Below are 26,762 nucleotides of genomic sequence, written 5' to 3'. Positions count from 1 at the left end.
TGCGGGATTGGGAAGGCCCGACAGGACAGGAGCAAAAAAATCACCTACCGTGCCGCATTAAAGACGCCGGTGTCGGCCTCAATCGTGTGGCCGTCGAAAACTCAGTGAACAAGCCGTAGTTGCGTCGCAAAGCGCGCAGATGACCAAACAGTAGAACGATCCGCTCGAAAAATAGTCCAGCCCAACCCGTTCGCGCCGCCCGAAGGTTGTTCATTTACAATTCGCAGATGCGCGGATACAACGCCCAGCAATTCGAAAGACAATCTACCTGAGAGACATGTGACATGAAAAGAGCCCTCATCACAGGCATCACGGGCCAGGACGGCTCCTATCTTGCAGAGCTTCTCATCGAGAAGGGATATGAGGTACACGGCATCAAGCGCCGCACGTCCCTCTTCAATACCGACCGCATCGACCACCTCTACCAGGATCCACACGACACCAACCGCAGGCTTGTGCTGCACTACGGGGACATGACGGATTCATCGAGCCTCGTTCGCATCGTCCAGCAGGTCCAGCCCGACGAGATCTATAACCTCGCGGCACAGTCGCATGTCGCCGTCTCATTCGAAGAGCCGGAATATACGGCCAATTCCGACGCGCTCGGCGCGCTGCGCATCCTCGAGGCGATCCGCATTCTCGGCCTTGAGAAGAAGACGCGTTTCTACCAGGCGTCCACCTCCGAACTCTACGGCCTGGTGCAGGAAATCCCGCAACGCGAAACGACCCCTTTCTATCCGCGCTCGCCTTACGCTGTCGCCAAACTCTACGCCTACTGGATCACGGTTAACTATCGGGAAGCCTATGGCATTTATGCCTGCAACGGCATCCTCTTCAACCACGAGAGCCCCGTGCGGGGCGAGACCTTTGTGACGCGCAAGATCACCCGTGCACTGGCGCGCATCAAGCTTGGCCTTCAGGACTGCCTCTATCTCGGCAACCTGGACGCAAAGCGTGACTGGGGGCATGCCAAAGACTATGTCGAGATGCAATGGCTGATGCTGCAGCAGGACGAGCCGGAGGATTTCGTCATCGCCACTGGCGTGCAGTACAGCGTCCGCGAATTCGTCGACGCCGCGGCCCATGAGATTGGGCTTCCAATCTCATGGAAAGGATCAGGCGCCGAGGAAAAAGGCTACGACGAGAACGGCCGCTGCATCGTCGCGGTCGACCCCCGATACTTCCGTCCCACAGAGGTCGAGACCCTGCTGGGCGATCCGTCGAAGGCGAAGGAAAAGCTCGGTTGGGAACCAAGGATAACGTTTAAGCAGCTTGTTGAGGAAATGATGCGCGAGGATCTTAAGTCCGCCGAGCGGGACGAACTCGTGAAACGCCACGGCTTCTCCGCATACGACTATCACGAGTGATCCGATGAACAGAGACGTGAAGATCTATGTTGCAGGCCATCGAGGCATGGTGGGGTCGGCCATTGTCCGGAGGCTGAAGGCTGGCGGCTACACGAACATCGTTACCAGAAGCCACGCCGAGCTGGATCTCGTCAATCAGGCGGCCGTTGCCGAATTCATGAAGGCGGAGCGGCCGGACTACATCTTCATGGCCGCGGCAAGGGTTGGCGGCATCCATGCAAATAACGTTTATCGTGCTGAGTTCCTCTACCAGAATCTGATGATCGAGACGAATGTTGTTCATGCCGCCTGGCAGGCTGGTGTGGAACGCATGCTTTTTCTTGGCTCGAGTTGCATCTACCCACGCGACTGCCCTCAGCCCATTCGCGAGGAGTATTTGCTGACTGGCCCCCTGGAGCAGACGAACGAGGCCTATGCGATCGCCAAGATAGCGGGCGTCAAGCTGTGCGAGAGCTACAATCGGCAATATGGAACCCGCTATGTCTCGGGGATGCCGACTAATCTGTACGGGCCGAATGACAATTATGATTTGGACAGTAGCCATGTGATGCCGGCCTTGATCAGAAAGGTCCATGAGGCCAAAATTCGCGGTGACCGGCAGTTGGTCGTCTGGGGATCCGGTCGGCCAATGCGTGAGTTCCTGTATGTCGACGACATGGCTGACGCCTGCGTTTTTTTGATGGAAAAGGAGGTCAGCGAGGGGCTCATCAACATTGGGACGGGCGAAGACATTACCATCCGCGAACTTGCCGAAACCATCATGAGGGTTGTCGGCTTCACGGGCGAGATTGTTTACGACCAGACGAAGCCGGACGGAACGCCGCGCAAACTGATGAGCGTTGACCGTTTGTCGGCACTTGGATGGAAGGCGACCACATCACTTGGCGATGGTATTGCGCGAGCATATGCCGATTTCGCGTCGTGATATCTTTACTTCCACCGCGACTGAAGCAAATCCTCTACGCCTTCCGGGCCGATTGCGACATAAGCACGAATCGTCCCCTCAACTACCGCCAGCGCCAGGACGGACTCGACGACGTGAACGAATATCATCTCACGCCGCACCCCAGTTGCCGTCTCGCCCTCGCCAACGTATGTGCTCAGCAGGGCAATTGGCTATATCGCATACCCCAATCGCTGTCACAATCCGGCGACCGAGCCTCTTGCAAGGATGTATGCTTTGAAAGTGGAACAACTGGAGATCGGCGACGTTAAGAAGGTCACACCTGCCAGGTTCGGTGACCCGAGGGGCTACTTCAGCGAAGTCTTCAAAGATTTCTGGTTCCGCACGAACGTGGCCGACGTTTCTTTCGTGCAGGATAATGAATCCCTTTCAGCGCAACCGGGGACCGTCCGGGGACTCCATTTCCAATCGCCTCCATTCGCACAAGGCAAACTTGTACGCTGCCTGCGCGGCGCGCTCCTGGATGTGGCGGTCGATATCAGACATGGCTCTCCGACATATGGGAAGTGGGTCTCAGCAGAACTGTCCCCTGAGAACGGCTCGCAACTTTGGGTGCCGGCCGGATTTGCGCATGGGTTCGTAACTTTGGAGCCTGATACGATCATAAGCTACAAGGTCACAGCTCTCTACAGCGCGGAGCATGACTGTGGCGTGCGGTGGAACGACGCCGAAATCGGCATCGAGTGGCCGCAGATGGATGGCTACGTTCTTTCTGATAAGGACAACAAGCAGCCGCGGCTTTCGGAACTCCCCACATATTTTCAATTTTCGTGAAACGGAGGGCCTCATGCGTGTTCTTGTAACGGGTGGCGCGGGCTTCATCGGTTCGGCATTGGTGCGCTATCTCGTCAGCGACATCGGCGCCGAAGTGCTCAATATCGACAAGCTGACCTATGCCGGCAATCTCGCCTCGCTGAAGACAATCGAGAATGCTCCCAACTACAGGTTTCTCAAAGCTGACATTTGCGACAGAAGCGCTGTCTGCAATGCCTTCGAGGAATTTCGCCCCGATTATGTCATGCATCTGGCGGCGGAAAGCCACGCCGACCGGTCGATCACCGGAGCGGCGGATTTTATTGAAACGAATGTAAACGGCACCTTCAGCGTCCTGGAGGCCGCGCGGCAATATTGGGAGTGCCTACCCCCGGATGCAAAGGCAGCGTTCAAGATGCTGCACGTCTCCACCGACGAAGTCTATGGTTCCCTCGGTGAAGACGGGTTCTTTGCCGAGACGACAGCTTACGATCCGTCCTCTCCCTACTCCGCATCCAAGGCAGCGAGCGATCATCTCGCGACGGCGTGGGAAAGGACTTACGGCCTGCCGGTGATCATTTCCAACTGTTCGAATAATTACGGTCCTTTCATTTCCCGGAAAAGCTCATTCCTCTCATCATATTGAACGCGCTGGAACGGAAGCCATTGCCCGTCTATGGAAGCGGCGCAAACATCCGCGATTGGCTCTATGTCGATGACCATGCACGAGCGCTCTGGCTCGTCGTGCAACGCGGTCGTCCGGGCGAAAAATACAATGTTGGCGGGCGCAACGAGCGTCGAAACATCGAGGTTGTCGAGCGCGTGTGCGCGATCATGGATGAAGTCCGGCCTGGCACCGCTCCGCATAGCGATCTCATAAGCTATGTTGCCGATCGGCCGGGCCACGACGCTCGCTATGCTATCGATGCCACCAAGCTCGAGACCGAACTCGGCTGGAGAGCACAGGAGAATTTCGACAGCGGTATTCGCAAGACCGTTGAGTGGTATCTGGAAAACGCTTGGTGGTGGCAGCCGCTGCGTGAGCGTGTGTATTCCGGTGAACGGCTTGGCGTGTTGAAAAAGGTCTGAGAATGCGCATCGCGGTAACAGGCAAGAGCGGCCAGGTCACGTCTGCGCTGCAGGCGCTGAATGTGCCAGGTATCGAGATCATCGCCATCGGCAGGCCCGAGCTGGATTTGCTTGAGCCTTCGATGGTGAGTGAAATCATTGCGAAAATTAAGCCCGACGTCGTCGTCTCATCCGCCGCCTACACGGCCGTTGACAAAGCCGAAAGCGACGAGGCGGCAGCTTTCGCCATCAATCGAGACGGCGCAAAAGCCATCGCCGCAGCAACGGCCGAGCTATCCCTTCCCGTCATCCATCTTTCGACTGATTATGTTTTCGATGGAGACAAGCCCGAATGCTATGTCGAGAGCGACCCGGTCGGACCGGTATCCGTCTATGGCAGATCGAAGCTCGAGGGAGAATATGCGGTCGCCGCGGCGAATGAAAACCATGTCATCCTGCGGACGGCCTGGGTCTACTCCACGTTTGGCCACAACTTCGTGATAACGATGTTGAGGCTCGCAGAGACACGAGAAGAGCTGAGCGTCGTCAGCGATCAACTGGGTTGCCCGACCTCCGCCGGCGACATCGCCGGGGCTATCGTCAAAATAGCAGGCAGGCTATCAAACGATTCCACCCCGGACTTGCGGGGCGTTTGTCACTTGGCCGGCAGCGGCGAAACCAGCTGCGCTGGGTTTGCACGATATATATTGTCAATTCATGAGGAAAAGACCGGCAGGCGCGTCACCGTCAAGGACATTGCGACCGCTGACTATCCCACAGCAGCGAAACGGCCAGCCAATTCCAGACTGTGTTGCGATAAGCTGAAGAGCCTTTATAGCGTGAGCATGCCGGAGTGGCGGATATCAGCGCGCGCTGCTGTGACAAAGCTCTTGGAAGAGCCGAAGGAGGCCGTATGAAAGGTATTGTGCTTGCGGGCGGGAGCGGCAGTCGCCTGCACCCGATGACTCATGCGGTCTCGAAGCAGTTGCTTCCGATCTATGATAAGCCGATGATCTACTACCCGCTGACGACTTTGATGCTGGCTGGCATACGGGAAGTTTTGATCATCTCCACGCCGCACGACATGCCGCTTTTTCAGCGATTGCTGGGTGACGGCAGTGAATGGGGCATGTCTCTGAGCTATGCTGTCCAGCCAAGTCCCGATGGGCTGGCCCAAGCCTACATTATCGGAGCGGACTTCGTGGCGGGCGGACCATCCTGTCTGATCCTCGGAGACAATATCTACTTCGGCCACGGCCTTCCAGAACTGCTTGAAGAGGGTGTATCGAAAGGCGATGGAGCGACGATATTCGCCTATCACGTGCACGATCCCGAACGTTACGGCGTCGTCGAATTCGGCAGCGATATGACTGCAATCTCAATCGAAGAAAAGCCGGCAAAGCCCAAATCGCACTGGGCTGTCACCGGCCTTTATTTTTACGATGCTGATGTCGTTGATATCGCAGCCAATCTAAAGCCGTCGGCGCGCGGCGAATACGAGATCACCGATGTCAACAAGACATATCTGGAGCGGGGGAAGCTGCGTGTCTCGATGATGGGCCGCGGATATGCCTGGCTTGATACCGGCACACCCGAAAGTCTGCTGGAGGCCGGCGGGTTCGTCCGCACGCTTGAAAAACGCCAGGGCTTCAAAATCGCTTGCCCGGAGGAAATTGCGCTGGCGAAAGGCTTCATCACGAAGGAGCGCTTCGCCCAGATTGCCGCCCAAGCGGGCAAAGGCGATTATGGCCAGTACTTGCGTGGTCTGGTGGATTAGATAGCTGCGATTTGGCAGAACATAGAGGTTAGGCTGAAAGCCTGCTCCGGGCGTTCTCCGCCAATTCCTGCACACGGTCTACGGGGATGCGGCCAATCAGCATGAAAGCGTGCGTCGCGTTCGACCAGTAGGCAACATTCATACCTTTGCGGCTTTCGAGGTCCGGCGCCTTCGGTCCCGCGTCAGACCTGACGATGCAGAGCGCCATCGGGCCGGTTTCGGGGTCGAGGTAGGCGATCTGGGCGAGCGGTTTGCCGTCATATTGCAGCAGCAGGGCGCGTTTGAAATCGATCCCCGGGAGCGAGACGGCTTCTGGGGAGAGCGACAGGCCGAGCTTTTCGTCAAGACCGGCGAGCTGGGCGGCCTGGTCCTCCCTGCCAGGGACGGGGCCGGCGAGCGTTTCGGCGGAATAGAGCGAGATATAATCGGCGACCACGGCGCGCCATTCGCTGTTTTCGTCCTTTGCCGAAAAGCGTGCTCCGATGCCGATGACGGCGCGGTCGATGGCGATGCCGGCGACCAGCGAGGCGGCGAGCGCGCCGAGGAAGCGGCGACGAGTGGCGAATGCGGGCGTGGGGCCGGATTTTGCGCTCTGCTGCGGCGGGATGGCGGCAAGCATCGTCTCCAGTTTCTCGCGCGGGGCTTCGGCGAGCAGCGGGGCGAAGGCTTGCTTGAAGGGCAGGCTGGCGCGCGCCAGGAATTCCAGCCGCTCGGCGGTGCTCTCGTCTTCCTTCACAATGGCCTCGATGCGCGCAGCCTCTTCGGCGGTCAGTTCACCGTCAATGAAGGCGGTCAGGTCCTCGTCGGAGGGAATGGTGTGTTTCGTCGTCATTGCCGTCCCCCTTCCGGTCCGGCGCCGGAGAGCTTGGCGCGGGCAGCCGCCAGCCGGCTCATCACGGTTCCGATCGGGATATCCAATATGCCTGCAACCTCGCGATAGGAAAGTCCCTCCACATAGGCGAGGAAAACCACCGTCCTCTGCGCTTCAGGCAGCGCATTCACCTGTTTCAGCACCTGATGGGCCATCACCTGCGTTTCGGTGTCGTGCGCGCCGTCGAAGGTCAGCGTCTCCCCGGCATCGACGAAACCCTGGCCCTGGCGTACCCGGCGAGAGCGGATCTCGTTCAGCCAGATCGAATGCAGGATCGAAAACAGCCAGCGGTCGAGCCGGGTGCCGGGGATGAACTGATCGGCGCGCTCCAGTGCGCGAAGGCAGGTCGCCTGCACAAGGTCGTCGGCGACATCGCGCTGATGCGAGAGAACGAGACCATAACGCCAGAGCCTTGCCAGATTTTCCGTCAGGCCGCTCCTGATATCCGCTTCGCTCGCGATGGCCGCCTCCGCCAATCCTCTATCCCTCGAAACCGCCGGGTGAACCGGCGATTCCATTCTCGCGTGACTATAGGCAGGAAAATGGGTGCGCGCGACCGACATTCTGACGTCCCTTTCGTGCTTCCATTTTCCCGCTTCGTGGCCCACCGATCAGATCTTCGAGGGATCGAGGATAACAGCGTTCAGATCCTGATATTCCTCGCAGCCGGTACCGCAGATCGCCTTGATGGTCTTCAGCTGATCCTTGGCGAGATCGAGCTGACCCTTGATGACATAGGCTTCGCCGAGATATTCGCGGACCTTAGCGTATTGCGGGTCCATCTTCACCGACTGCAGGTAATAGGAGATGCCCTCGTCGGTGCGGCCAAGCTTGCGGGTGGCATAACCGCGGTAATTCAGCACTTCGGCGGTGTTCTGATCCTTGACCGTGTCGAGCACGGCAAGCGCCTCCTCATAACGACCGGCCTTGGCCAGCGAATAGGCATAGTCGGCGCGGTTCTCGTCGGAGACGTTGGCGCTCTGCTGCTTGACGCATTTCTTGGTCTTCTGGTCGTAGATCTCGCCCTTCTTGCAGACCGGTGTCGTGCTGCTATCATCGCCGATCGCAAAGACCGGGCCGGAGACAACAGAGGCGGCGAGGCAGCCGCCGAGAAGGAGGGAAGCGATGCGGGCTGTCATGATCGTCATGGGGAAACTCCTCGAAAGTGAACGTTGCGACGAGAGAACACCGCTGCATCCAGCTTTATTCGGCACTGCTTGCATTTCTTTCTTCACCCTTTCGTGAAGCTTCAGAGCTGAATAATTTGGGCGTCTGCGTGTTTTCCTTCGTTCCGCCGGAGGGACAAGGAGAATTCTGTGACCGACACCGTCAAACTCGTCAGCCTCGCCGTTGCCACACCCGAACATGTCATTTTCCAAAAACAGGCGGTCGAAGCCTCGGCCCGGTTGTTTGCCGACCGCTTCGAGGACTTCCGCCATCTTGCCCGCGTCTTCGATAGCGCCGGTATCGACAAGCGCCATGCGGCGCGGCCGCTTGCCTGGTTCGACGAGCCACATGGCTGGCAAGACCGGATGCAGGCCTTTGCAGAGGTCGCAGGCGGGCTTTTCGTCGAGGCTGCCAGCTCGGCCCTTCGCCAGGCAGGGCTTGAGACCGGCGACGTCGATTGTGTCGTGACGGTCTCCTCCACCGGTTTTACGACGCCGAGCCTCGATGCACAGCTTGCCGGCCGGATGGGTTTCAGACCCGACATCGAACGCGTTCCGGTCTTCGGGCTTGGCTGTGCCGCCGGCGTATCAGGCTTTGCGATCGCCTCGCGGCTGGCGCGAAGCCGGCCGGGCACTGTTGTGCTTTTCGTCTCGATCGAACTTTGCACGCTCGCCTTCCGGCTGGACGAGCTGACGCGGCCGAACATCATCGCGACGGCGCTTTTCGGCGACGGCGCTGCCGCCTGCGTGCTGCGATCAGGCGAAGACGGGCTGGCGGAGGTGGAATCGACCGGCGAGCATCTTTTTCCCGACACGCTCGATATCATGGGCTGGAAGATCGATGACGGCGGCTTCGGTATCGTGCTGGCGCAATCGCTGCCGCCGTTTGCCGAAAAGGAGCTTGGCCCAGCGGTAACGGCCATTCTGGCGCGCAACGGGCTGAGGGTGGAGGATATAGACCGCTTCATCTGCCATCCCGGCGGCATGAAGGTGCTGGCTGCGATGGAGAGCGCGCTTTCGATGGTGCCGGGCACGCTCGATCACGAACGCGCCGTGCTTGCCGAATACGGCAACATGTCCTCGCCGACTATCCTGTTCGTGCTGGAGCGGGCAATCCGCGCCGGGTTGCCGGCGCGCGCCGCGATGATCGCCATGGGTCCGGGCTTTTCGGCGAGCTGCGTGACGCTCAGGAGGGTCGCATGATGTGGCCGTCGATCGCGCTTCTGGCATTCGTGACGCTGCAGCGGCTGGCGGAACTCGTGCTCGCCCGGCGCAACACGGCGGCGCTTCTTTCCAGGGGCGCCAGAGAGGTGGCACCCGAGCATTATCCCACCATGGTGGCGCTGCATGCAGGCTGGATCATCGGCCTTTGGCTGCTTGCACCGGGCAGGCCAGTCGCGTTCTTCTGGTTTCTGGTGTTCATGGGGCTGCAGGCGCTGCGGCTCTGGGTGCTGGCGACGCTGAAAGGCCGCTGGACGACGCGCATCATCGTCCTGCCCGGCGCGCCGCTGGTCAGATCCGGGCCCTATCGCTTCCTCCGCCATCCGAACTATGCGATCGTCGTCGGCGAGATCGCCGTCCTTCCCCTCGCCTTCGGCCTACCGCTTTACGCGATCGTCTTTTCCCTTCTCAACGCGCTTATCCTCCATGTCCGCGTGAAGGCTGAAAATGCCGCACTGAAAAGCGCAATGATTTTGAAATGAATGCGATTTTCCGTTTGCGTCGCGGTATCGGCACGGGCATTTTCACCCCGATAAACAAAGCGGAATGCAAGCGGAAATGACGAAGAACGCAATCGTGCTCGGCGCCGGCATCGTCGGGGTTTCCACGGCCATCCATCTTCAGCGGCGCGGCCGGCAGGTGACGCTGATCGACCGCAAGGATCCGGGCAACGAAACCTCGTTCGGCAATGCCGGCCTGATCCAGCGCGAAGGTGTCGCGCCTTACGGCTTTCCCCAGCAGCTCGGGCTTTTACTGCGTTATGCTGTGAATAACCGCATCGACGCGCATTATCATCTGCGCGCACTGCCGAGCCAGATCGCCTTTCTCGCTCGCTACTGGTGGAATTCCAATGCGCGTCGCCACGCGATCATTACCCGGGCCTATGCACCGCTGATCGAAAATTCGGTTGTCGAACACAAGGATCTGATCGAGGCGTCGCAGGCCGAAGGGCTGATCCGCAAGGACGGCTGGATAAAGATTTTCCGCACTGAAGCCAAGCGCGACGGGGCTCTTGCAGAGGCAGCACTTTGGCAGAATGAATTCGGCGTGGAGTATGACAGCCTGACTCCGGCCGATATCGCCCGCATGGAGCCGTATATGACCGGCGATTTCGCCGGCGGCATCCGCTGGCGCGACCCCTGGTCGGTGCTCGACCCGCATGCGCTGACATCGGCCTATCGCCGCTATTTCGAGAGCCTCGGCGGCCGCTTCGTCACGGGTGACGCCGCCTCGCTCGGTCCGTTCGGCTCCGGCTGGAAAATCATGACGGCGGAAGGTCCGCTCGAAGCCGAGGATGCGGTGATGGCGCTCGGCCCTTGGGCGGCCGTTGCTACGCGCCGGCTCGGCTACTCCTTCCCGCTCGGCGTCAAGCGCGGCTATCACATGCACTATGCCGCCGGAGGCAATGCTGTGCTCAACAACTGGATGCTCGATGCCGAACGCGGCTATCTCCTTGCGCCGATGAACCGAGGCATCCGCCTGACGACAGGGGCGGAGTTTGCAACGCTCGACGCGCCCAAGACGCCGGTCCAGCTCGACCGCGCCGAAGCGGTGGCGCGCACCATCTTCCCGCTCGGAGACAGGCTCGATCCCGAACCCTGGATGGGCGCGCGCCCCTGCACGCCGGATATGATGCCTGTTATCGGCAAGGCGCCGCGCCATCAGGGCCTGTGGTTTGCCTTCGGCCATGCCCATCATGGGCTGACGCTCGGGCCGGTAACCGGCCGCGTGCTTGCCGAACTCATCACCGGCGAGACGCCGTTCATCGATATTTCGGCCTATTCGCCGCAGCGTTTCAACCCGTGACGCCGAGCGCTGCAAGGCTCTTGAGCGCCGTTGCCGCGATGCCGTCGATCGTGTCGTCGATATCCACGGTGACGACACCAGGCTCGCCTGTGGGCACCTCAAGCGTCGCCAGCTGGCTGTCGAGCAGCGAGACCGGCATGAAGTGCCCCTTGCGCTCACCCATCCTTTTCATCAGCAGCGCCCTGGAACCTTCGAGATAAACGAAGAAGAGATTGCCGCCGGCAGCAGCCCTCAGCCTGTCGCGATAGAGGCGCTTCAGCGCCGAGCAGGAAACGATGATGCCCTTGCTCTTCTCCAGCGAGGCTTTCATGTCTTCGCCGATGCGGTCGAGCCACGGCATCCGGTCTTCATCGGTCAGCGCAATGCCCTTCGACATCTTCTCGACATTGGCGGCCGGATGAAGCGCATCACCTTCGACGAAGGCCAGGTGCAGGGCTTCGGCGAGTTTCTCACCGACGGAGGATTTGCCGCAGCCGCTGACTCCCATGACGATGATCGCCTGGGGTTTGTTCATCTGCTCCGGCATAAATCCTCCTCAGGCCATAGAGCATTTTCGTTCTGATCACGAAAATGCTCTATCTCTTTGTTTTCACGCAATCTCGGACGGAAAACCGCTGTGCACTTTTCCTGGAATTGCTCACTCCCGCTCAATCGAGCGGGAAGTGACAGGCATATTGATGTGTGCCTTCTCCACTTAATTCGGGAGAAACCTGACGGCAATGGTCCTGCGCCTTCCAGCAGCGCGGATTGAAGTGGCAGCCCGTCGGCGGCTTCAGCGGCGAAGGCAGTTCACCCTGCAGGCGGATGCGGTTCTTCGCACGGTCGGGATCGGCGATCGGCGTCGCTGACAGCAAGGCTGCCGTGTAGGGATGGCGTGGCCGGGCGAAGACCTCGGCGGCGGGACCGGTTTCCACGGGACGGCCGAGATACATCACCATCACCTCGTCGGCGATATGATGGACGACGGACAGTCCGTGCGAGATGAAGAGATAGGCGAGCCCCATCTCCTTCTGCAGGTCCATCAGCAGGTTCAGCACCTGCGCCTGGATCGACAGGTCAAGCGCCGAGACCGGTTCGTCGAGCACCAGCACCTTTGGCCGCAGCATCAGGGCGCGGGCAATGGCGATACGCTGGCGCTGACCGCCGGAGAACATATGGGGATATCGGCCATAATGCTCCGGACGCAGGCCGACACGAGCCATCATCTCCTCCGCCTTGCGGCGGCGGGCGGCGCCGTCGAGATTGGTGTTGATCTTCAGCGGCTCTTCGAGGATTGAGCCGACCTTCTGGCGCGGATTGAGCGAGCCGTAGGGATTCTGGAAAACGATCTGCACCTGGCTGCGCAGGCTACGATCGCCGACATGGGCGGGCTTGCCGTCGATCAGTAACTGCCCCGATGTCGGGTTCTCGATCATGGTGACCAGGCGGGCGAGCGTCGACTTGCCGCAGCCGGATTCGCCGACGACGGCGAGCGTCTTGCCGGAATGCAGGCTGAAGCTGACGCCGTTCAGCGCCTTGACGGTGGCATCGGCTTTGAACAGACCGCGATTGACGGTGTAGAAGCGGGCGAGATCCCTGCCCTCGAGAACAGCGTCCGTCATACGAGGTCTCCTGCAGTTTCAACGGCCATGATGCCGGGATGTCCGAGCGGCTTACCATCCTTCAAGGGATAGTTGCAGAGCGCCAGGCCGAGCTCCGGCCCCTGGCGGACGACACCGCGATCGCATTCGACCGTGGCGAAGCCGCAGCGCGGCGCAAACAGACAGCCTGTCGGGCGACCATGCTGGCCGGGAACGACACCGGCGATCGAGGGAAGACGCTGGCCGACTTTTGCGCGTTCGGGAAGGGCTGCGAGCAGGGCTGCGGTATAGGGATGATGCGGATCGCGGAACAGCGCCCTCACCGGCTGCTCCTCGACCTTCTGGCCGGCATATTGCACCTGCACGCGTTCGGCGGTTTCGGCAACGACACCCATGTCGTGGGTGATCAGCACCAGCGCCATGCCCTGCTCCTTCTGCAGGCGAACGAGCAGATCGAGGATCTGTGCCTGGATCGTCACGTCGAGCGCCGTTGTCGGCTCGTCGGCGATCAAGAGCTTCGGATTGCAGGCGAGCGCCATGGCGATCATGACGCGCTGGCTCATGCCGCCGGACATCTGATGCGGAAAGTTCGACAGGCGGTCTTCCGGAGCCGGAATGCCGACGAGGTTCAAGAGCTCGATCGAGCGTTGGCGGCGCTCCTTGCGGTTGAGGCCCATATGGAAGCGCAGGGTCTCGCCGAGCTGGAAACCGACCGTGAAGCACGGATTGAGGCTCGACATCGGCTCCTGGAAGATCATCGCCATATCCTTGCCGACAATCCTGCGGCGCTGGCGGCCGGAGATGCCGCGCAGATCCTTGCCGTCGAACTGCATGCGGTCGGCGGTGATCTTCGCCGTCCAGGGCAGAAGCCCCATCAGGGCCAGCATGGCAACGGATTTACCCGAGCCGGATTCGCCGACGACCGACAGGATCTCGCCCTTGTCGCAGGCAAGCGACACACCGTCGACGGCGCGGAAGAGGCCGGAAGAGGTCTGGAATTCGACCGTCAGATTTTCAATCTCGAGGAGCGGCATCACGACCTCTTCAGTTTGGGATCGAGCGCATCGCGCAGGCCGTCGCCCATCAGGTTGATGGCAAGAACGGTGATGAGGATGGCAAGACCCGGGAATGTCACCACCCACCAGGCGCGCGAGATGAACTCACGGGATTCGGCCAGCATCGTCCCCCATTCGGGCGTCGGCGGCTGGGCGCCCATGCCGAGAAAGCCGAGGGCGGCGGCATCGAGAATCGCCGCCGAGAAGGCGAGCGTCGCCTGAACGATCAGTGGGCCCAGACAGTTCGGCAGGATCGTCTTGAACATCAACCGGAAGGTGCCGGCACCGGCGACACGCGAGGCGATGACATATTCCTTCTCACGCTCAGAAATGACCGAGGCGCGCGTCAGCCGCACGAAATGCGGCTGGTTGACCAGCGAAATCGCGATCATCGCATTGGTCAGACCAGGCCCAAGCACGGCCACCAGAACGAGAGCGAGCAACAGTGACGGGAAGGCCAGGATGATATCCATCAGGCGCATGATCGCCGTATCGACCTTGCCGCGGAAGAATCCGGCGACGAGGCCGATCAGGACGCCTGAAATGACCGAAAGCGTGACGACGACGACGCCGATGAACAGCGAAAACCGCGCGCCATAGATCAGGCGCGAAAGGATATCGCGGCCGACGGCATCCGTTCCGAGCGGGAAGGAGGCGCTGCCACCCTCCATCCAGAACGGCACTGCGAGCAGTACCGCGCGGTTCTGCTCGTTCGGTTCATGTGGCGCAAAGAGCGGCGCGAGGACTGCGACGACCAGGATGATGGTGAAAACCACGAGGCCGATGACGGCGCCCTTGTTGCGGGAGAAATAATGCCAGAACTCCGCAAGAGCGGATGGCTGGCCGGTTTTGACGGTGACCGTGCTCATGGGCCGCTCCTAATGACGAATGCGCGGATTGATGAAGCCGTAGAGAACATCAACAATCAGGTTGACCAGCATGATGACGCCGGCGATCAGCAGAAGACCGCCCTGGACCACGGCGTAATCGCGCTTGAACACCGAATCGACCATCCATTTGCCGATGCCCGGCCAGGAGAAGATCGTCTCGGTGAGGATGGCGCCGGCAAGAAGAACGCCGATCTGCAGACCGATGGTGGTGATGACAGGGATCATTGCATTGCGCAGCGCATGCACGCCGACGACGCGCAGCGGCTTCAGGCCCTTCGAGCGCGCCGTGCGGACATAATCCTCACCCAGAACCTCGAGCATCGCCGAACGCGTCTGGCGGGCGATGACGGCAAGCGGGATGGTCGCCAGCACGATCGTCGGCAGAATGAGGTAGCTGACGGCCGAGGAAAACGCGCCCTTCTGGCCCGACAGCAGGCTGTCGACCAGCATGAATCCGGTGACCGGCTTGAAGAAATACATCAGCGAGATGCGGCCGGAAACGGGCGTCCAGCCGAGATAGCCGGAGAAGAAGATGATCAGCAGCAGCCCCCACCAGAAGATCGGCATGGAATATCCGATAAGGGCAATACCCATCACGCTTTGGTCGAACCACGTGCCTCGCTTGACGGCGGCAAAGATACCGGCGGGCACGCCAAGACAGACGGCGAGGATGATGGCACAGAGCGAAAGCTCGAGCGTTGCCGGAAACAGTGTCAGGAATTCGCCGAGAACGGGCCGCTTGGTGACGATCGAGGTGCCGAGATCGCCATGCAGGATTTTTCCGAGATAATCGAAATACTGCACATACATCGGCCGGTCGAAACCGAGATCATGCATGATCTGGGCGTGCCGCTCCGGCGCCATGACGCGTTCCCCCGACAGGAGCATGACGGGATCGCCGGGAAGCATGCGGATGAACGAGAAGGCAATGAGGGAAACGCCGAGGAATGTCGGGATCAGCACCGCAAGGCGGCCGATAAAAAAACGCAACATGGCAGATGTCCAATAGTTTCCGGCGGTCAGGAGACCCTGACCGCCGGCTGCGCCCAGCTTTGCCGGGCATTCTTACATTATTCTTGTTATTCGGATACGTCGACGCCGTCGAAACGGTGAATGCCGAGCGGGTCCATCTGGAAGCCCGAGACCTTCTTGCTCATCGGAACGAAGACGAGCGAATGGTCGATGGTTGCCCAGGGAGCTTCCTTCTTGAAGATCAGCTGCGCCTGCTCATAGGCCTTGGTGCGCTCGCCGACATCGGCCGTCAGCTTGGCCTTGGTCATCAGGTCGTCATATTCCTTGTTGCACCACTGAGCACGGTTGTTGCCGCCGACGGCATCGCAGCCAAGCAGCGTATCCATGAAGTTGTCCGGGTCGCCGTTGTCGCCGGTCCAGCCGAGGATGACGGCGCCGTCGCGCTTCACGTCGGAGGAGAGCTTCAGATATTCGGCCCATTCATGGGTGACGATCTCGACCTTGACACCGATCTTGGCGAAATCCGCCTGCATCAGTTCGGCGGCGCGGCGCGCGTTCAGCATGTAGGGACGCGACACCGGCATTGCCCAGATCTTCATGCTGAGATCCTTGACGCCAGCATCGGCAAGAGCCTTCTTGGCAGCGTCCGGATCGTACTTGTCGTCCTGAACGGCGTCGTTATAGGACCACATCGTCGGCGGGATCGGGTTCTTGGCAACGGCCGCGGCACCCTGGAAGACGGCGTCGATGATCGCCTGCTTGTTGATCGCCATGTTCAGCGCACGGCGAACTTCCGGCTTGTCGAACGGGGCCATCTGGGTGTTGTAAGCGAGGAAGCCGACATTGAGGCCGGCCTGTTCCAGAACGGTCAGATTTTCATCCTTCTTCAGTTCGGGTACGTCGGCTGCATTCGGATAGGGGATCAGGTGGCATTCGCCGGCCTTCAGCTTCTGGGCGCGCACGGCGGCGTCAGAGGTAATGGCGAAAACCAGATCGTCGATCTTTTCCTTGCCCTTGAAATAGGTTTCGTTCGCCTTGTAGCGGATGACGGCATCCGGCTGGTAGGCGACGAAGGTGTACGGGCCGGTGCCGAGCGGCTGCTGGTTGAGCTGCGCCATCTTGCCGTCGGCGGCAAGCTTGTCGGCATATTCCTTGGAGACGATCGAGGCGAAGTCCATGGCGAGGTCGGCGAGGAACGGCGCTTCGGGGTGGTTGAGCGTGAACTTGACGGTGAGGTCATCGACCTTCTCGACAGACTTGATCAGCTCGGGAAAGCCCATGCCGGCGGCGTATTCGTAAGAGCCGCCCTCGACATACTTGTTCCACGGATTGTCGGATTTCAGCTGGCGCTCGAAGGAGAACACGACGTCGTCGGCGTTGAAATCGCGCGTCGGCGTGAAGAAGTCGGTGGTCTGGTACTTGACGCCAGGATGAAGCTTGAAGGTGTATTCCGTGCCGTCGGCCGAAACGCTCCAGCTGTCGGCCAGGCCCGGTTCGATCTCGGTACCGCCATGCTTGAATTCGACGAGGCGGCTATAGACCGTGCGCGACGACGCGTCGAAGGTCGTGCCTGCCGTATAGAGGCTCGGGTCGAAGCCCTCCGGCGAGCCCTCGGAGCAATAAACAAGGGTCTTGGACCAAGCCGACGTCGCCATGACGGAAATCAAGGCCGTCGCTGCCAGCAGGACAGAGATCTTTTTCATAATATTGTTTCCCGGTTGTTCTTTTTTGATGTTTGGAGACCGTAGATTGGCATCTCGGTCGACGCTCGATGGAACGATATTTATTTACTGAAAGCAACGGGCTACGCAGAAAATTTTTCCACCTGGACAATTTTAGAAATTTTCCGTCAAAAATCAGCCTCATTCGGAAATTTTCGCACAAAAATGACCGAAATTTTGTCGCATTTGGTATAAAAACGCACCCATCGCGACATGCCGACGGCATTTCCCCGTATGCCGGAGACCACCCAGACGCTGCAAAAACAAAAACCGCGGTGGCCAGGGCAACCGCGGTTCAGAAGCAAATTATGATCTTGAATTCAGGCGGCGGGGGCAACGATCGAGGGTTTGCGATAGGCTGGCTCGCCGGTGATTCCGAGAAGGAAATTGATCTGCGGACGCGCCTTAACGAGGTCATCGATGGAATATTCCGACAGCACCGCGAAGAAGGCATTGAGCGCCTTGCGCAGCGCCGAATTCAAACCACAGCTATCGACCAGCGGGCAGTCGACCTCACCGTCATCCTCGAAGCATTCGGCCATGGCGAAGCTGTCTTCCGTCACCCGAACGACGTCGAAAAGACTAATGTCGGCGGCCGGCTTGCCCAAGCGCACGCCGCCATTGCGACCGCGAACGGTTTCGACCAGACCCGCCTTGTTCAGCGGCTGAAGGATCTTGAAAAGAAAGAGCTCGGAAACGCCATAGGCCCTGGCGATTTCGGGAATCCGGCTCAAATGCCCGTCATTGGCAGCACAATACATCAACATGCGAACCGCATAGTTCGTCTGCTTCGTCAACCGCATGCCATTCTCCTGACTCGTCTGTTCAGACCTATATAGGCGGTTTGCTAGTTTTGAACAATTCCAAAATATGAAATTCTCATTCAGCTTATGAGGCCATTTGCCGCGACGTCAATCCCGCTCCGGGACCTCGACGTCATCGAGGATCGCCTGCTTGCGCTCGGGCGTGCCTTGCGCATCAGTTTGACCTCGGCACTGGGGGAATAGGAGATGGTCAGCAGACCGCGTCCGTGTCTCAGAACATCCTCGGCGCCGGACCGATATCGCCGGCAATCAGCATGACGCGGAAAAATTCGGGAGCCAAAAGGCTCCCGAATTACAGATTTCAGATCGGAATGTCGTGACGATCACTTCATCGTCGGCATGACGAATTCCGCGCCGCTTTTGATGCCGGAGGGCCAACGAGCAGTGACGGTCTTGGTCTTCGTCCAGAACTTGATCGAATCCGTGCCGTGCTGGTTGAGGTCGCCGAAGCTCGAGGCCTTCCAGCCGCCGAAGGAGTGGTAGGCGAGCGGAACCGGGATCGGAACGTTGATGCCGATCATGCCGATATTGATGCGCGAGGCAAAATCGCGGGCGGCATCGCCGTCGCGGGTGTAGATCGCAACGCCGTTGCCGTATTCGTGCTTCATCGGCAACGACAGCGCTTCCTCATAGTTGTTGGCGCGAACGACGGAGAGGACAGGTCCGAAGATCTCTGTCTTGTAGATATCCATCTCCGGCGTGACGTGATCGAACAGGCAGCCGCCGACGAAATAGCCGTCTTCATAGCCCTGGAGTTTGAAATCGCGGCCGTCGACGACGAGCTTGGCGCCTTCCTCGATGCCGCGGTCGATCAGGCCGCGAACACGGGTATAGGCTTCCTTGGTGACGAGCGGGCCCATGTCGGCCTTGTCGTCGGTATAGGGGCCGATACGCAGGGATTCGATCTTCGGCGTCAGCTTCTCGACGAGGCGGTTGGCAGTCTCCTCGCCGACCGGAACGGCAACCGAGATCGCCATGCAGCGCTCGCCGGCCGAACCGTAGCCTGCGCCCATCAGCGCGTTGACGGCCTGATCCAGGTCCGCATCCGGCATGATGATCATGTGGTTCTTGGCGCCGCCGAAGCACTGGGCGCGCTTGCCGTTCATCGCCGCGGTGCCGTAGACGTAGCGGGCGATCGGCGTCGAGCCGACGAAGGAGACGGCGCCGATATCGGGATCGGTGAGGATCGCGTCGACAGCACCCTTGTCGCCATTGACGACGTTGAGGATGCCGGCGGGCAGGCCGGCCTCGATCATCAGTTCACCGAGACGGATCGGCAGGGAGGGATCACGCTCGGAGGGCTTCAGGATGAAGGCGTTGCCGCAGGCGATCGCCGGCGCAAACATCCACATCGGGATCATGCCGGGGAAGTTGAAAGGCGTGATGCCGGCGCCGATGCCGACCGGCTGGCGGATCGAATACATGTCGATCGCCGGGCCTGCGCCCTCGGTGAATTCGCCCTTGGCGAGATGCGGGATGCCGCAGACGAATTCGCAGACTTCGAGGCCGCGGATGACGTCGCCCTTGGCATCCTCGATCGTCTTGCCGTGTTCCTTGGAGAGGATTTCGGCAAGCTCGTCCATGTGCTTGTTCAGGAGTTCGACGAATTTGAAGAAGACGCGGGCGCGGCGCTGCGGATTGGTGGCAGCCCATTTCGGCTGCGCAGCCTTGGCGTTTTCGACGGCGGCGCGCAGTTCCTCGACGCTTGCGAGTGCGACCGTCGCCTGCACTTCGCCCGTCGCCGGATTGTAGACATTGCTCACGCGGCCGCTGGTGCCGGCAACATGTTTGCCGCCGATGAAATGACCGATCTCACGCATGGGTGTTCCTCCTGTTTTTCGATGGCCGACAATCGCACTTCAATTTGCACAAATCAATGCGCTGATATAAGCAACCGTTGTGCGTAAATTATAGCCCTGTCGTTGCATTGGGCGCTGCGGCTGCTTCAAACTTGGCACCGCACGCCGACAAGTCAAACTCCGACAAGTCAAACCCTGGGGGAGGTCAAACCGATGAACCGGAAACCCGTCGTCAGAATGGCGGAGTTGGAGATCGAGCCGGACACGCTTGAAACCTATCGCGCATTGCTCACGGAAGAGATCGAAGCATCCATCGCGCTGGAAGACGGCGTCCTTTCCCTGAGCGCCGTTTCCATCAGGAACAACCCAAACCGGATCCGTATCCTTGAAGTCTACGCCGACCAGGAAGCATACGAGGCCCATCTGCGAACACCGCATTTCATTAAATACAAGAACCAGACGGCACACATGGTCACGTCGCTGACTTTTATCGAGGTCGATCCGATCGCAATGCGTGCCAAGCCATGAACTGGGACGATGTTCGTATTTTCCTCGCCGTCGCCCGCACCGGGCAGATCCTTGCCGCTTCGAAGCGGCTGGGGCTCAATCACGCCACGCTCTCGCGTCGACTGACTTCGCTCGAAGAGGCGCTGAAGACGCGGCTTTTCATCCGCCGCACGAATGGCTGCGAACTGACGGCCGAAGGCGAAGTGTTCCTGGCATCCGCGGAGCGGATGGAAACGGAAATGCTCGCAGCACAGGCCAGCCTCGGCCACACCGATACGGCAATCGCCGGGACCGTGCGCGTCGGCGCGCCTGATGGGTTCGGCGTTTCCTTTCTTGCGCCGCGCATGGGCAGATTGATCGAGCGTCATCCGGAGCTGAAGATCCAGCTCGTACCGGTGCCGCGCTCTTTCTCGCTGTCGCAGCGCGAGGCCGATATCGCCATCACGCTGGAGCGGCCCGAACAAGGCCGGCTCGTCTCCTCCAAGCTCACCGACTACACGCTCGGTCTCTATGCCTCACGCGCATACCTCGCCGCCCAGGGCACACCCGCCGATATCGACGCGCTCAAGGCGCATCGCCGCATCGGCTATGTCGAAGACCTGATCTTCACCGCGTCCCTGAATTTTTCCGGCGCAGTCATGCGGAGCTGGGATGCAGGCTTCGAGATTTCGACGGCGATCGGACAGACCGAGGCGGTACGAACAGGTGCCGGCATCGGCATCCTGCACGATTATATCGCCAGGCAATATCCGGAACTCCAGCGCATCCTGCCGGAGGTTTCGATCCGGCGCGCCTACTGGACGACCTATCACGAAACGGCGCGCGACCTGCTACGCGTCCGGAGCGTCGCCGATTTCCTCCAGGAGCTTGTCAGCGCCGAACGGCACATTTTCCTTTAAGTCTCGAAAGTGTGTTTTGCCGGCTCGTCGTTCTCGTCGGGATTTGGAACCGGCGCCTCGTCGGGCAGCCTGTCCGGCTCCGGTTCCTTGATCGGCGGCACCGGCTTCCAGCCGGGCGCGGGCATCGGCGGCTGATCGGGAATGGGTTCGTTGGGCACGGACATGACCGCCTCCCTTTCATGATCTTGGTTCTGCTTCGTGATCTTGATTCTCAGCGATATCAGGACGACTTGTCCGGCTTCAGCGATTCGGCAGCGCGCATCGGCATGCTGTCGATGATGGCGAAGAGCTCGCCATCGGTAATCGGCTCGCTGATCTCGAGCTTGACGGTGCCGTCCTTGCCGAGAAGGAAAGCGGCGAATTCGCCGACCTCCGGTGCCTCGAGATCGCGGCGGATCGCTTCGCCGTCGAGGCCGTCGGCCGCACCGAAGAGCGGCCGAACGCCAGCGCCGGAAATCTTCAGCACCACCAGGTGCCGGTCATCGAGGGCGGAGCGATCAGCCAGTAGCTGGTTCTCCTGCCGGGAGGCGCGGGAATTATCCCTGTCGGCGAAAAGGATGAAGACGCGGTTCTTCCACTGAAACGCAGCAAGACTTTCCATCGGCGCGTAAGCGCTGTTGGTCTCGTCGATCTTCGTCGCACCGTAGAGAAGGGTTTTCGACATGCGTATTCTCCCGTTAACATGGAGAACGATCCGGTGCCGCATGGGTTCCATCGAAACGATAGGACCAGTTTCTCATTCTTGACGTGGGGGAGATGGTACGGTTGGGGGGTCTCGAACCTCCGACCTCAGGTGCCACAAACCTGCGCTCTAACCAACTGAGCTACAACCGCATAAATCGCGCTTGGCGCGACGGGGGTCACATACGAGGACTTGGAGATGAATTCAAGCCCCATTCCTCGTCAATATACAAAAAGGCTGGACACGAGGTCCAGCCTTTATCTCCGATCGGTAAGGACCGATCAGGCAACCTTGAAGGAAGCCATGGCCTTTTCGGCGGCGTCCTTGGAGGGCTTTGCGAGCTTCTCGGCCACCTGCTTGGTGGTTTCCTGGATCGACTTCGCCTGCTCGACGGTGAGTTCGGCCTGCTTGCGGATGAACGAGGTCTGCAGCTCGAAGAATTCGGCCGGGGACTTGACACCGAGCAGCGCTTCGAAGTGCGACAGCGAGTTCTCGGAATTGATGCGCAGGATGTCGATCGCCTTCAGGCCGATCTCGACGCTGCCGGCCTGTGCCGTCTGGACGGTGGCTTCGAGCGTCTTGCCGGCTTCCTCGCCAGCGGTCTTCAGCTTGGCATAGGCATCCTTCGACTGCTGAGCGCCCTTTTCGGCGAATTCACGGAAAGATTCCGTGAACTTGGACGGGTCGAAAGAAGCGATTGAAAAAACGTCGTCGGTCTTTATGGTAGCCATGGGTCGCATCCTTTGGGTTGAGGCAGCCGCTGCCTGCGTTTGTTGGATGATGCTTATATAAGACATTCTATTGTGCATTGCAACAATTATTGTGCGATGCACAAGACGTTAACCTTTCCGGCCGAAAACCCCCTCCTCTTCTGGACCGGCATGCGCCCCGCAGTTATTAATAAGCCGTTAATTTAAGAAGGCCGACAGCGACAAGGTTCGAACATGCCCGCAGTCCAATATCCGTTCATCGATATCGCCGTGCATGCACGGGTACGGGAACGCTTTTCACGCGGCGAGGCCATGGTGCTGTTTTCGGCCGATCTCGCCCGTCTGCTCTGGGCGAACGGTGCGGGTGCCGAGCTTTTCGGCCATTCGGCGGTCTATGATCTGCTCGATCAGGGGGTCGACCGCGCCGACATCACCTTCCGCCAGCTGGAAACCGCCGCGCGCCAGCTGACCGATATCGGCGACAGCCGCAGCCTGATGATCCGCGTCGCCAAGGGCTTTCAGCGTGCGCAGGTGCAGGCGGCTGCCGAACTGATCCGGCTTTCTCAGGGCGAACAGGCCATCCTGTTTTCAGTGCCGGTCTCGGCAAAACCACTCGCGGCCGGCGCATCGGCGGCCCAGATGCTGCAGGGGCTCGATGATCCCGACACGCATATGGCGGTGATCGGCGCCAATGGTGAGGTCATCGCCGCTTCGCCGGGCTTTGCCTCGCTCGGGATCTCCGAGCAGACGGCAAAGACCTTGATCAACCTTGCCGGCGCGCATCCCGACCGGCTGGTGAAGCGACCTGTCGCCACCGGCAGAGGCAATCTCCCGGCCGCGGTCGGCAAGCTCAGCGACGATCCGGCGCTCAATCTGCTCTTTGCTGTCGAGACCGCGGTCGGTCATCTTGACCCGGTCGATGCGCCCGCGCTCGCCCCGGTCGATGCGCCCGCGCTCGATCCAGTCGATGCGCCCGCACAGGAAGAAAGCGCGCCGCCGATGGAGGTGCTTCAGGACGAACCCGTCGCCGCTACAGGCTTCACCGAAATCATCGACGCGGTCTCGGGGATCGAAGAGGTCGAGGAGACGCTCGAGGAGATCACCGGCGAAAACGAGCAGCCGGCTGAGATAGCTGTGGCATCCGCAGACGAGGCGATTGACGGGATGGATCCTGCCGAGGACGCGGAGCCGAAGAGCGACGACGGCGTGACCGATAGCAGCGCGGATGAGCCCGCCGCGGTCATTGAGGACGATGTGACTTCCATTGCGGAGACGGCGGAACCGCCTGTTGAAGCCAGCGAAACGCCTATCGAAGACGCGCCGGAAGCAGTCCACGAAGAGACCGCTATCGCAACGCCTGTGGTCCCCGACGTGCCCCCTGCCCCTCAGCTTGAGGCTGAGTCGGGCTTCGTTTTCAGGCCAAATAGCCGCGCCACGCGCTTCGTTTGGAAGATCGACGCCGAAGGCCGATTCAACGAAGTCAGCCACGAATTTGCCGCGGCCGTCGGTCCGCATGCGTCCGACATCATCGGCTCTGCCTTCGGCGATGTCGCCGCCCTCTTCAATCTCGATCCTGACGGCAAGCTTTCCGAGGCGCTCGCCCGCCGTGACACATGGTCGGGCAAGACGATCCTCTGGCCGGTCGAAGGCACCAGCCTCGTTGTTCCGGTCGATCTGGCGGCGCTGCCGACCTATACCCGCAACCGCGACTTCGATGGCTTCCGCGGCTTCGGCGTCGTCCGGCTTTCCGACGCGCAGGAAGATCCGCTGGCGCTTGGCCTGACACTCGGCCCTGATGGTATCGGCCATGATGCAGCGAGCCTCGGCCCGCCCGCCGAGACCATTGCCGAGGTGGCGCACGAAGCGGAGACAGTGCTTGAAGAGCCCCTGATCGATCCCTCCCCGACGCAGGAGGTCGAGGATCAGGCGCTTACGGCAAGCGAACCACAGGCGGAGCCAGCGCCGGAAGAGATTGCCACCGAGCAGGCGGCCGAGATACCTGCCCAAGAAAGTGCTGCCGAAAAAGCGGAAGGCAGCGCCGATGCCGGCGACATTTCCGCCGCCGAGCCGGTAGCGGAACTTCCGCAAGAGCCGCCGGCGCTTCGGATTTCGGAAACGCCTAATCGCCGTTTCTCCGACAAGATCGTTCAGCTCCACAACACCGGTGCCGGACTGACGGCCGCCGAACAGGCCAATTTCCGCGAGATCGCCAAGCGCCTCGAAGCCTTCGGCGCCAACAAGGACGAGCCCGCCGCCCCGGCGCCGATGGAACCCAACGCCACGGAAACGGCCGCCTTCAACGAGGCCTCCGGACCCGAAGCGTTCGGGGCCGAAACACCCACCGCCGACCAGGCGGACATACCGTCGCTCGAGGAGATCGCGCCGCAGGAGGCGATCTTCGAGAATGCCGTTGAGGCGGAGCGCGAAGACGACGGCGCCACCGAAGAGCCGGCTGTCATAGTCGAGGACGAGGCGACGGAAGGGCTGGAGGAGACGGCCAGCCAGATCGAGGTTCTCACAAGCTTCATCCCGCCGCGCATCAAGATGACGGACGGGCTTTCGGTGGGCACGGTCGACCAACTGCCTGTTGCCGTGCTCATCCATATCGGCGATGCGCTGATCCACGCCAATCCGGAATTCATGCGGCTGACGGGCTACGGTTCGCTCGACGCATTGCGCGAGGTAGGCGGCATCGAAGGTCTGCTGCAGCGCCGCGAACTCGAGGAGAAGGCCGCGGGCTCCGGCACCATGATGCTCGTCAAGGCCGATGATACGCTGGCGCCGGTGACCGCGCGGCTGCAATCGGTGCGCTGGGAAGACGCCAACGCCCTGATGCTGGCGCTGATGCCGGTGGAAGGCAAGGAAGATGGCCGCGGCGACGCAAACCGTTTCGACGGTCGGTCCGAAGACCGCCCCGAGCGGATGGTCGAGAAGGTCGCTAAACTCCAGGTCGAAGTGGAGGAATTGCGCTCGATCCTGGAAACGGCGACCGACGGCGTCGTCGTCATTGGCACCGAGGGCGACATCCGCTCGATGAACCGGTCGGCCAGCGCGCTTTTCAATTACGACGAACAGGAGACGCGCGGCAAACCCTTCGTCATGCTGTTTGCCCATGAGAGCCAGAAGGCAGTCATCGACTATCTGAACGGCCTCTCCGGCCATGGCGTGGCAAGCGTGTTGAACGACGGGCGCGAAGTGATCGGCCGCGAGGCCGCCGGTGGCTTCGTGCCGCTGTTCATGACGATGGGCCAGCTCACCTCCTCCAACGGCTATTGCGCCGTCATCCGCGATATCACCCAGTGGAAGCGCACCGAGGACGAGCTGCGCAACGCCAAGGGCGCTGCCGAAACCGCCAACGCCCACAAGACCGATTTCCTCGCCCGCGTCAGCCATGAGATCCGCACGCCGCTCAACGCCATCATCGGCTTTTCCGATATGATGGCCGGCGAGCGCTTCGGGCCGATCGGCCATCCGCGTTATATCGAATATGCCAACGACATCGGCCGCTCCGGCCGGCACGTCCTCGATATCGTTAACGACCTGCTCGACATCTCGAAGATCGAGGCGGGCGAGATGGATCTCGATTTTGCCGCCGTCGGCCTCAACGAGGCGGTTTCCGAAGCCGTGGCTCTGGTGCAGCCGCAGGCGAACGGCCAGCGCGTCATCATCCGCACGGCGCTGTCGCAGGCAGTACCTGAGGTCGTAGCGGATCTGCGCTCGATCAAGCAGATCGCGCTGAACATCCTGTCGAACGCCATCCGCTTCACCCCGTCAGGCGGGCAGATCGTCGTTTCGACGTCCTATGAGGCGAATGGCAGCGTTGTCCTCAGGGTCCGCGATACCGGCATCGGCATGACGCGCAGCGAACTCGACCAGGCGATGAAGCCGTTCCGGCAGGTCTCCTCGACCCAATCGCGTCATCGCGGCGACGGCACCGGGCTCGGCCTGCCGCTGACCAAGGCGATGGTCGATGCCAACCGGGCGACTTTCACGATCAATTCGGCGCCGAACGAGGGCACGCTCGTCGAGATCACCTTCCCGTCGCAACGCGTGCTGGCCGGTTGATAAAGAAAAGGCAGCCAAGAGGCCGCCTTTGAATTTGGTGCTGTTCAACAAGAGCTCAGTCGATC

General features: G+C 60.6%; 25 protein-coding genes, 1 tRNA gene and 1 pseudogene. 12 read left to right on the top strand and 15 right to left on the bottom strand.

Translation table 11 applies throughout. The features are described from left to right. Positions 1-284 precede the first annotated feature (284 nt). From gmd to rfbA, 6 genes and pseudogenes are all read left to right on the top strand, one after another. Entirely contained in the window at positions 285-1,367 is a 1,083-nt protein-coding gene (gene gmd / locus AC2444_RS02155; protein WP_012756136.1) for a GDP-mannose 4,6-dehydratase, read from the top strand. Positions 1,368-1,371: 4 nt separating this feature from the next. Beyond that, positions 1,372-2,292: a GDP-L-fucose synthase gene (fcl, locus tag AC2444_RS02150; RefSeq protein ID WP_012756135.1), complete on the top strand. Its 921-nt coding sequence runs from the start codon at positions 1,372-1,374 to the stop codon at positions 2,290-2,292. A gap of 246 nt (positions 2,293-2,538) precedes the next feature. Further along, a complete protein-coding gene (rfbC, locus tag AC2444_RS02145) occupies positions 2,539-3,105 on the top strand; it encodes a dTDP-4-dehydrorhamnose 3,5-epimerase (protein ID WP_012756134.1) in 567 nt (188 codons plus the stop codon). A gap of 13 nt (positions 3,106-3,118) precedes the next feature. Further along, positions 3,119-4,173: pseudogene (gene rfbB / locus AC2444_RS02140) on the top strand (dTDP-glucose 4,6-dehydratase). Positions 4,174-4,175: 2 nt separating this feature from the next. Next, positions 4,176-5,069, top strand: a complete 894-nt coding sequence (gene rfbD / locus AC2444_RS02135; RefSeq protein ID WP_012756133.1) for a dTDP-4-dehydrorhamnose reductase — start codon at positions 4,176-4,178, stop codon at positions 5,067-5,069. Then, a complete protein-coding gene (gene rfbA, locus AC2444_RS02130) occupies positions 5,066-5,929 on the top strand; it encodes a glucose-1-phosphate thymidylyltransferase RfbA (protein WP_012756132.1) in 864 nt (287 codons plus the stop codon). The genes rfbD and rfbA overlap by 4 nt, the downstream gene beginning before the upstream one ends. Positions 5,930-5,957: 28 nt before the next feature. Here rfbA and AC2444_RS02125 read toward each other — a convergent pair whose 3' ends face one another. Genes AC2444_RS02125 through AC2444_RS02115 form a run of 3 tightly spaced genes read right to left on the bottom strand, consistent with a single transcriptional unit; the run spans position 5,958 to position 7,948 of the window. Further along, complete coding sequence (locus AC2444_RS02125; RefSeq protein ID WP_012756131.1) at positions 5,958-6,761, bottom strand: anti-sigma factor family protein; 804 nt, start codon at positions 6,759-6,761, stop codon at positions 5,958-5,960. Beyond that, a complete protein-coding gene (locus AC2444_RS02120) occupies positions 6,758-7,363 on the bottom strand; it encodes an RNA polymerase sigma factor (RefSeq protein WP_012756130.1) in 606 nt (201 codons plus the stop codon). The genes AC2444_RS02125 and AC2444_RS02120 overlap by 4 nt, the downstream gene beginning before the upstream one ends. Before the next feature lie 48 nt (positions 7,364-7,411). Then, positions 7,412-7,948: a tetratricopeptide repeat protein gene (locus AC2444_RS02115; protein WP_012756129.1), complete on the bottom strand. Its 537-nt coding sequence runs from the start codon at positions 7,946-7,948 to the stop codon at positions 7,412-7,414. Between the two features lie 168 nt (positions 7,949-8,116). Between AC2444_RS02115 and AC2444_RS02110 the strand changes: the two genes are divergently transcribed. The 3 genes from AC2444_RS02110 to AC2444_RS02100 all read left to right on the top strand — a co-directional run bounded on the left by AC2444_RS02110 (position 8,117) and on the right by AC2444_RS02100 (position 10,993). Then, entirely contained in the window at positions 8,117-9,169 is a 1,053-nt protein-coding gene (locus AC2444_RS02110) for a type III polyketide synthase (protein WP_012756128.1), read from the top strand. Next, complete coding sequence (locus AC2444_RS02105) at positions 9,166-9,669, top strand: isoprenylcysteine carboxyl methyltransferase family protein (RefSeq protein WP_012756127.1); 504 nt, start codon at positions 9,166-9,168, stop codon at positions 9,667-9,669. Before AC2444_RS02110 ends, AC2444_RS02105 begins: the two co-directional genes overlap by 4 nt. A 76-nt stretch (positions 9,670-9,745) precedes the next feature. Next, positions 9,746-10,993, top strand: a complete 1,248-nt coding sequence (locus tag AC2444_RS02100) for an NAD(P)/FAD-dependent oxidoreductase (protein ID WP_012756126.1) — start codon at positions 9,746-9,748, stop codon at positions 10,991-10,993. Here AC2444_RS02100 and AC2444_RS02095 read toward each other — a convergent pair. From AC2444_RS02095 to AC2444_RS02060, 8 genes are all read right to left on the bottom strand, one after another. Next, positions 10,983-11,519 carry a gluconokinase gene (locus AC2444_RS02095; protein ID WP_012756125.1) on the bottom strand — a complete coding sequence of 179 codons (537 nt, stop codon included), beginning with the start codon at positions 11,517-11,519 and terminating at the stop codon, positions 10,983-10,985. The genes AC2444_RS02100 and AC2444_RS02095 overlap by 11 nt on opposite strands. A 121-nt stretch (positions 11,520-11,640) precedes the next feature. Continuing rightward, positions 11,641-12,594, bottom strand: coding sequence for a peptide ABC transporter ATP-binding protein (locus AC2444_RS02090; protein WP_012756124.1), 954 nt, complete (start codon positions 12,592-12,594; stop codon positions 11,641-11,643). Continuing rightward, complete coding sequence (locus AC2444_RS02085; RefSeq protein WP_012756123.1) at positions 12,591-13,607, bottom strand: ABC transporter ATP-binding protein; 1,017 nt, start codon at positions 13,605-13,607, stop codon at positions 12,591-12,593. Before AC2444_RS02085 ends, AC2444_RS02090 begins: the two co-directional genes overlap by 4 nt. Next, entirely contained in the window at positions 13,607-14,497 is an 891-nt protein-coding gene (locus AC2444_RS02080; protein ID WP_012756122.1) for an ABC transporter permease subunit, read from the bottom strand. Before AC2444_RS02080 ends, AC2444_RS02085 begins: the two co-directional genes overlap by 1 nt. Before the next feature lie 9 nt (positions 14,498-14,506). After that, a complete protein-coding gene (locus tag AC2444_RS02075) occupies positions 14,507-15,511 on the bottom strand; it encodes an ABC transporter permease subunit (RefSeq protein WP_003556668.1) in 1,005 nt (334 codons plus the stop codon). An 86-nt stretch (positions 15,512-15,597) separates the two neighbouring features. Then, positions 15,598-17,193 (bottom strand): ABC transporter substrate-binding protein, encoded by a 1,596-nt coding sequence (locus AC2444_RS02070; protein WP_012756121.1) that lies wholly within the window; start codon positions 17,191-17,193, stop codon positions 15,598-15,600. 338 nt (positions 17,194-17,531) lie between these two features. Then, complete coding sequence (gene rirA, locus AC2444_RS02065) at positions 17,532-18,014, bottom strand: iron-responsive transcriptional regulator RirA (protein ID WP_012756120.1); 483 nt, start codon at positions 18,012-18,014, stop codon at positions 17,532-17,534. A gap of 344 nt (positions 18,015-18,358) precedes the next feature. Further along, positions 18,359-19,855, bottom strand: a complete 1,497-nt coding sequence (locus AC2444_RS02060) for a CoA-acylating methylmalonate-semialdehyde dehydrogenase (protein WP_012756119.1) — start codon at positions 19,853-19,855, stop codon at positions 18,359-18,361. A 192-nt stretch (positions 19,856-20,047) separates the two neighbouring features. Here AC2444_RS02060 and AC2444_RS02055 point away from each other — a divergent pair, with 192 nt between their 5' ends. Continuing rightward, positions 20,048-20,362, top strand: coding sequence for a putative quinol monooxygenase (locus AC2444_RS02055; protein WP_012756118.1), 315 nt, complete (start codon positions 20,048-20,050; stop codon positions 20,360-20,362). Continuing rightward, positions 20,359-21,240 (top strand): LysR family transcriptional regulator, encoded by an 882-nt coding sequence (locus AC2444_RS02050; protein ID WP_012756117.1) that lies wholly within the window; start codon positions 20,359-20,361, stop codon positions 21,238-21,240. The genes AC2444_RS02055 and AC2444_RS02050 overlap by 4 nt, the downstream gene beginning before the upstream one ends. On the opposite strand, the gene AC2444_RS02045 is transcribed toward AC2444_RS02050, so the two are convergent. From AC2444_RS02045 to AC2444_RS02030, 4 genes are all read right to left on the bottom strand, one after another. Then, entirely contained in the window at positions 21,237-21,404 is a 168-nt protein-coding gene (locus AC2444_RS02045; protein ID WP_012756116.1) for a hypothetical protein, read from the bottom strand. The two genes, AC2444_RS02050 and AC2444_RS02045, sit on opposite strands and share 4 nt — an antisense overlap. 56 nt (positions 21,405-21,460) lie before the next feature. Further along, positions 21,461-21,904, bottom strand: a complete 444-nt coding sequence (locus tag AC2444_RS02040; RefSeq protein ID WP_012756115.1) for a DUF4174 domain-containing protein — start codon at positions 21,902-21,904, stop codon at positions 21,461-21,463. 93 nt (positions 21,905-21,997) lie between these two features. Next, positions 21,998-22,074 (bottom strand) — tRNA-His (locus AC2444_RS02035). Positions 22,075-22,203: 129 nt separating this feature from the next. Next, positions 22,204-22,653 (bottom strand): phasin, encoded by a 450-nt coding sequence (locus AC2444_RS02030; RefSeq protein WP_003545621.1) that lies wholly within the window; start codon positions 22,651-22,653, stop codon positions 22,204-22,206. Positions 22,654-22,866: 213 nt separating this feature from the next. On the opposite strand from AC2444_RS02030, the gene AC2444_RS02025 reads away from it, so the two are divergent. Next, positions 22,867-26,697 (top strand): ATP-binding protein, encoded by a 3,831-nt coding sequence (locus AC2444_RS02025; protein WP_012756114.1) that lies wholly within the window; start codon positions 22,867-22,869, stop codon positions 26,695-26,697. Positions 26,698-26,762: the final 65 nt, after the last annotated feature.

Source organism: Rhizobium sp. WSM1328, from assembly GCF_057653715.1.
The sequence above is the reverse complement of the archived record's forward strand: the minus strand, read 5'-3'. Positions and strand labels throughout refer to the sequence as shown.

Coding starts and splice junctions, on each gene's coding strand:
- gmd (WP_012756136.1), top strand. CDS start 285: ATGAAAAGAGCCCTCATCACAGGCATCACGGGCCAGGACGGCTCCTAT.
- fcl (WP_012756135.1), top strand. CDS start 1,372: ATGAACAGAGACGTGAAGATCTATGTTGCAGGCCATCGAGGCATGGTG.
- rfbC (WP_012756134.1), top strand. CDS start 2,539: ATGTATGCTTTGAAAGTGGAACAACTGGAGATCGGCGACGTTAAGAAG.
- rfbD (WP_012756133.1), top strand. CDS start 4,176: ATGCGCATCGCGGTAACAGGCAAGAGCGGCCAGGTCACGTCTGCGCTG.
- rfbA (WP_012756132.1), top strand. CDS start 5,066: ATGAAAGGTATTGTGCTTGCGGGCGGGAGCGGCAGTCGCCTGCACCCG.
- AC2444_RS02125 (WP_012756131.1), bottom strand. CDS start 6,761: ATGACGACGAAACACACCATTCCCTCCGACGAGGACCTGACCGCCTTC.
- AC2444_RS02120 (WP_012756130.1), bottom strand. CDS start 7,363: ATGTCGGTCGCGCGCACCCATTTTCCTGCCTATAGTCACGCGAGAATG.
- AC2444_RS02115 (WP_012756129.1), bottom strand. CDS start 7,948: ATGACGATCATGACAGCCCGCATCGCTTCCCTCCTTCTCGGCGGCTGC.
- AC2444_RS02105 (WP_012756127.1), top strand. CDS start 9,166: ATGATGTGGCCGTCGATCGCGCTTCTGGCATTCGTGACGCTGCAGCGG.
- AC2444_RS02100 (WP_012756126.1), top strand. CDS start 9,746: ATGACGAAGAACGCAATCGTGCTCGGCGCCGGCATCGTCGGGGTTTCC.
- AC2444_RS02095 (WP_012756125.1), bottom strand. CDS start 11,519: ATGCCGGAGCAGATGAACAAACCCCAGGCGATCATCGTCATGGGAGTC.
- AC2444_RS02090 (WP_012756124.1), bottom strand. CDS start 12,594: ATGACGGACGCTGTTCTCGAGGGCAGGGATCTCGCCCGCTTCTACACC.
- AC2444_RS02085 (WP_012756123.1), bottom strand. CDS start 13,607: ATGCCGCTCCTCGAGATTGAAAATCTGACGGTCGAATTCCAGACCTCT.
- AC2444_RS02080 (WP_012756122.1), bottom strand. CDS start 14,497: ATGAGCACGGTCACCGTCAAAACCGGCCAGCCATCCGCTCTTGCGGAG.
- AC2444_RS02075 (WP_003556668.1), bottom strand. CDS start 15,511: ATGTTGCGTTTTTTTATCGGCCGCCTTGCGGTGCTGATCCCGACATTC.
- AC2444_RS02070 (WP_012756121.1), bottom strand. CDS start 17,193: ATGAAAAAGATCTCTGTCCTGCTGGCAGCGACGGCCTTGATTTCCGTC.
- rirA (WP_012756120.1), bottom strand. CDS start 18,014: ATGCGGTTGACGAAGCAGACGAACTATGCGGTTCGCATGTTGATGTAT.
- AC2444_RS02060 (WP_012756119.1), bottom strand. CDS start 19,855: ATGCGTGAGATCGGTCATTTCATCGGCGGCAAACATGTTGCCGGCACC.
- AC2444_RS02055 (WP_012756118.1), top strand. CDS start 20,048: ATGAACCGGAAACCCGTCGTCAGAATGGCGGAGTTGGAGATCGAGCCG.
- AC2444_RS02050 (WP_012756117.1), top strand. CDS start 20,359: ATGAACTGGGACGATGTTCGTATTTTCCTCGCCGTCGCCCGCACCGGG.
- AC2444_RS02045 (WP_012756116.1), bottom strand. CDS start 21,404: ATGTCCGTGCCCAACGAACCCATTCCCGATCAGCCGCCGATGCCCGCG.
- AC2444_RS02040 (WP_012756115.1), bottom strand. CDS start 21,904: ATGTCGAAAACCCTTCTCTACGGTGCGACGAAGATCGACGAGACCAAC.
- AC2444_RS02030 (WP_003545621.1), bottom strand. CDS start 22,653: ATGGCTACCATAAAGACCGACGACGTTTTTTCAATCGCTTCTTTCGAC.
- AC2444_RS02025 (WP_012756114.1), top strand. CDS start 22,867: ATGCCCGCAGTCCAATATCCGTTCATCGATATCGCCGTGCATGCACGG.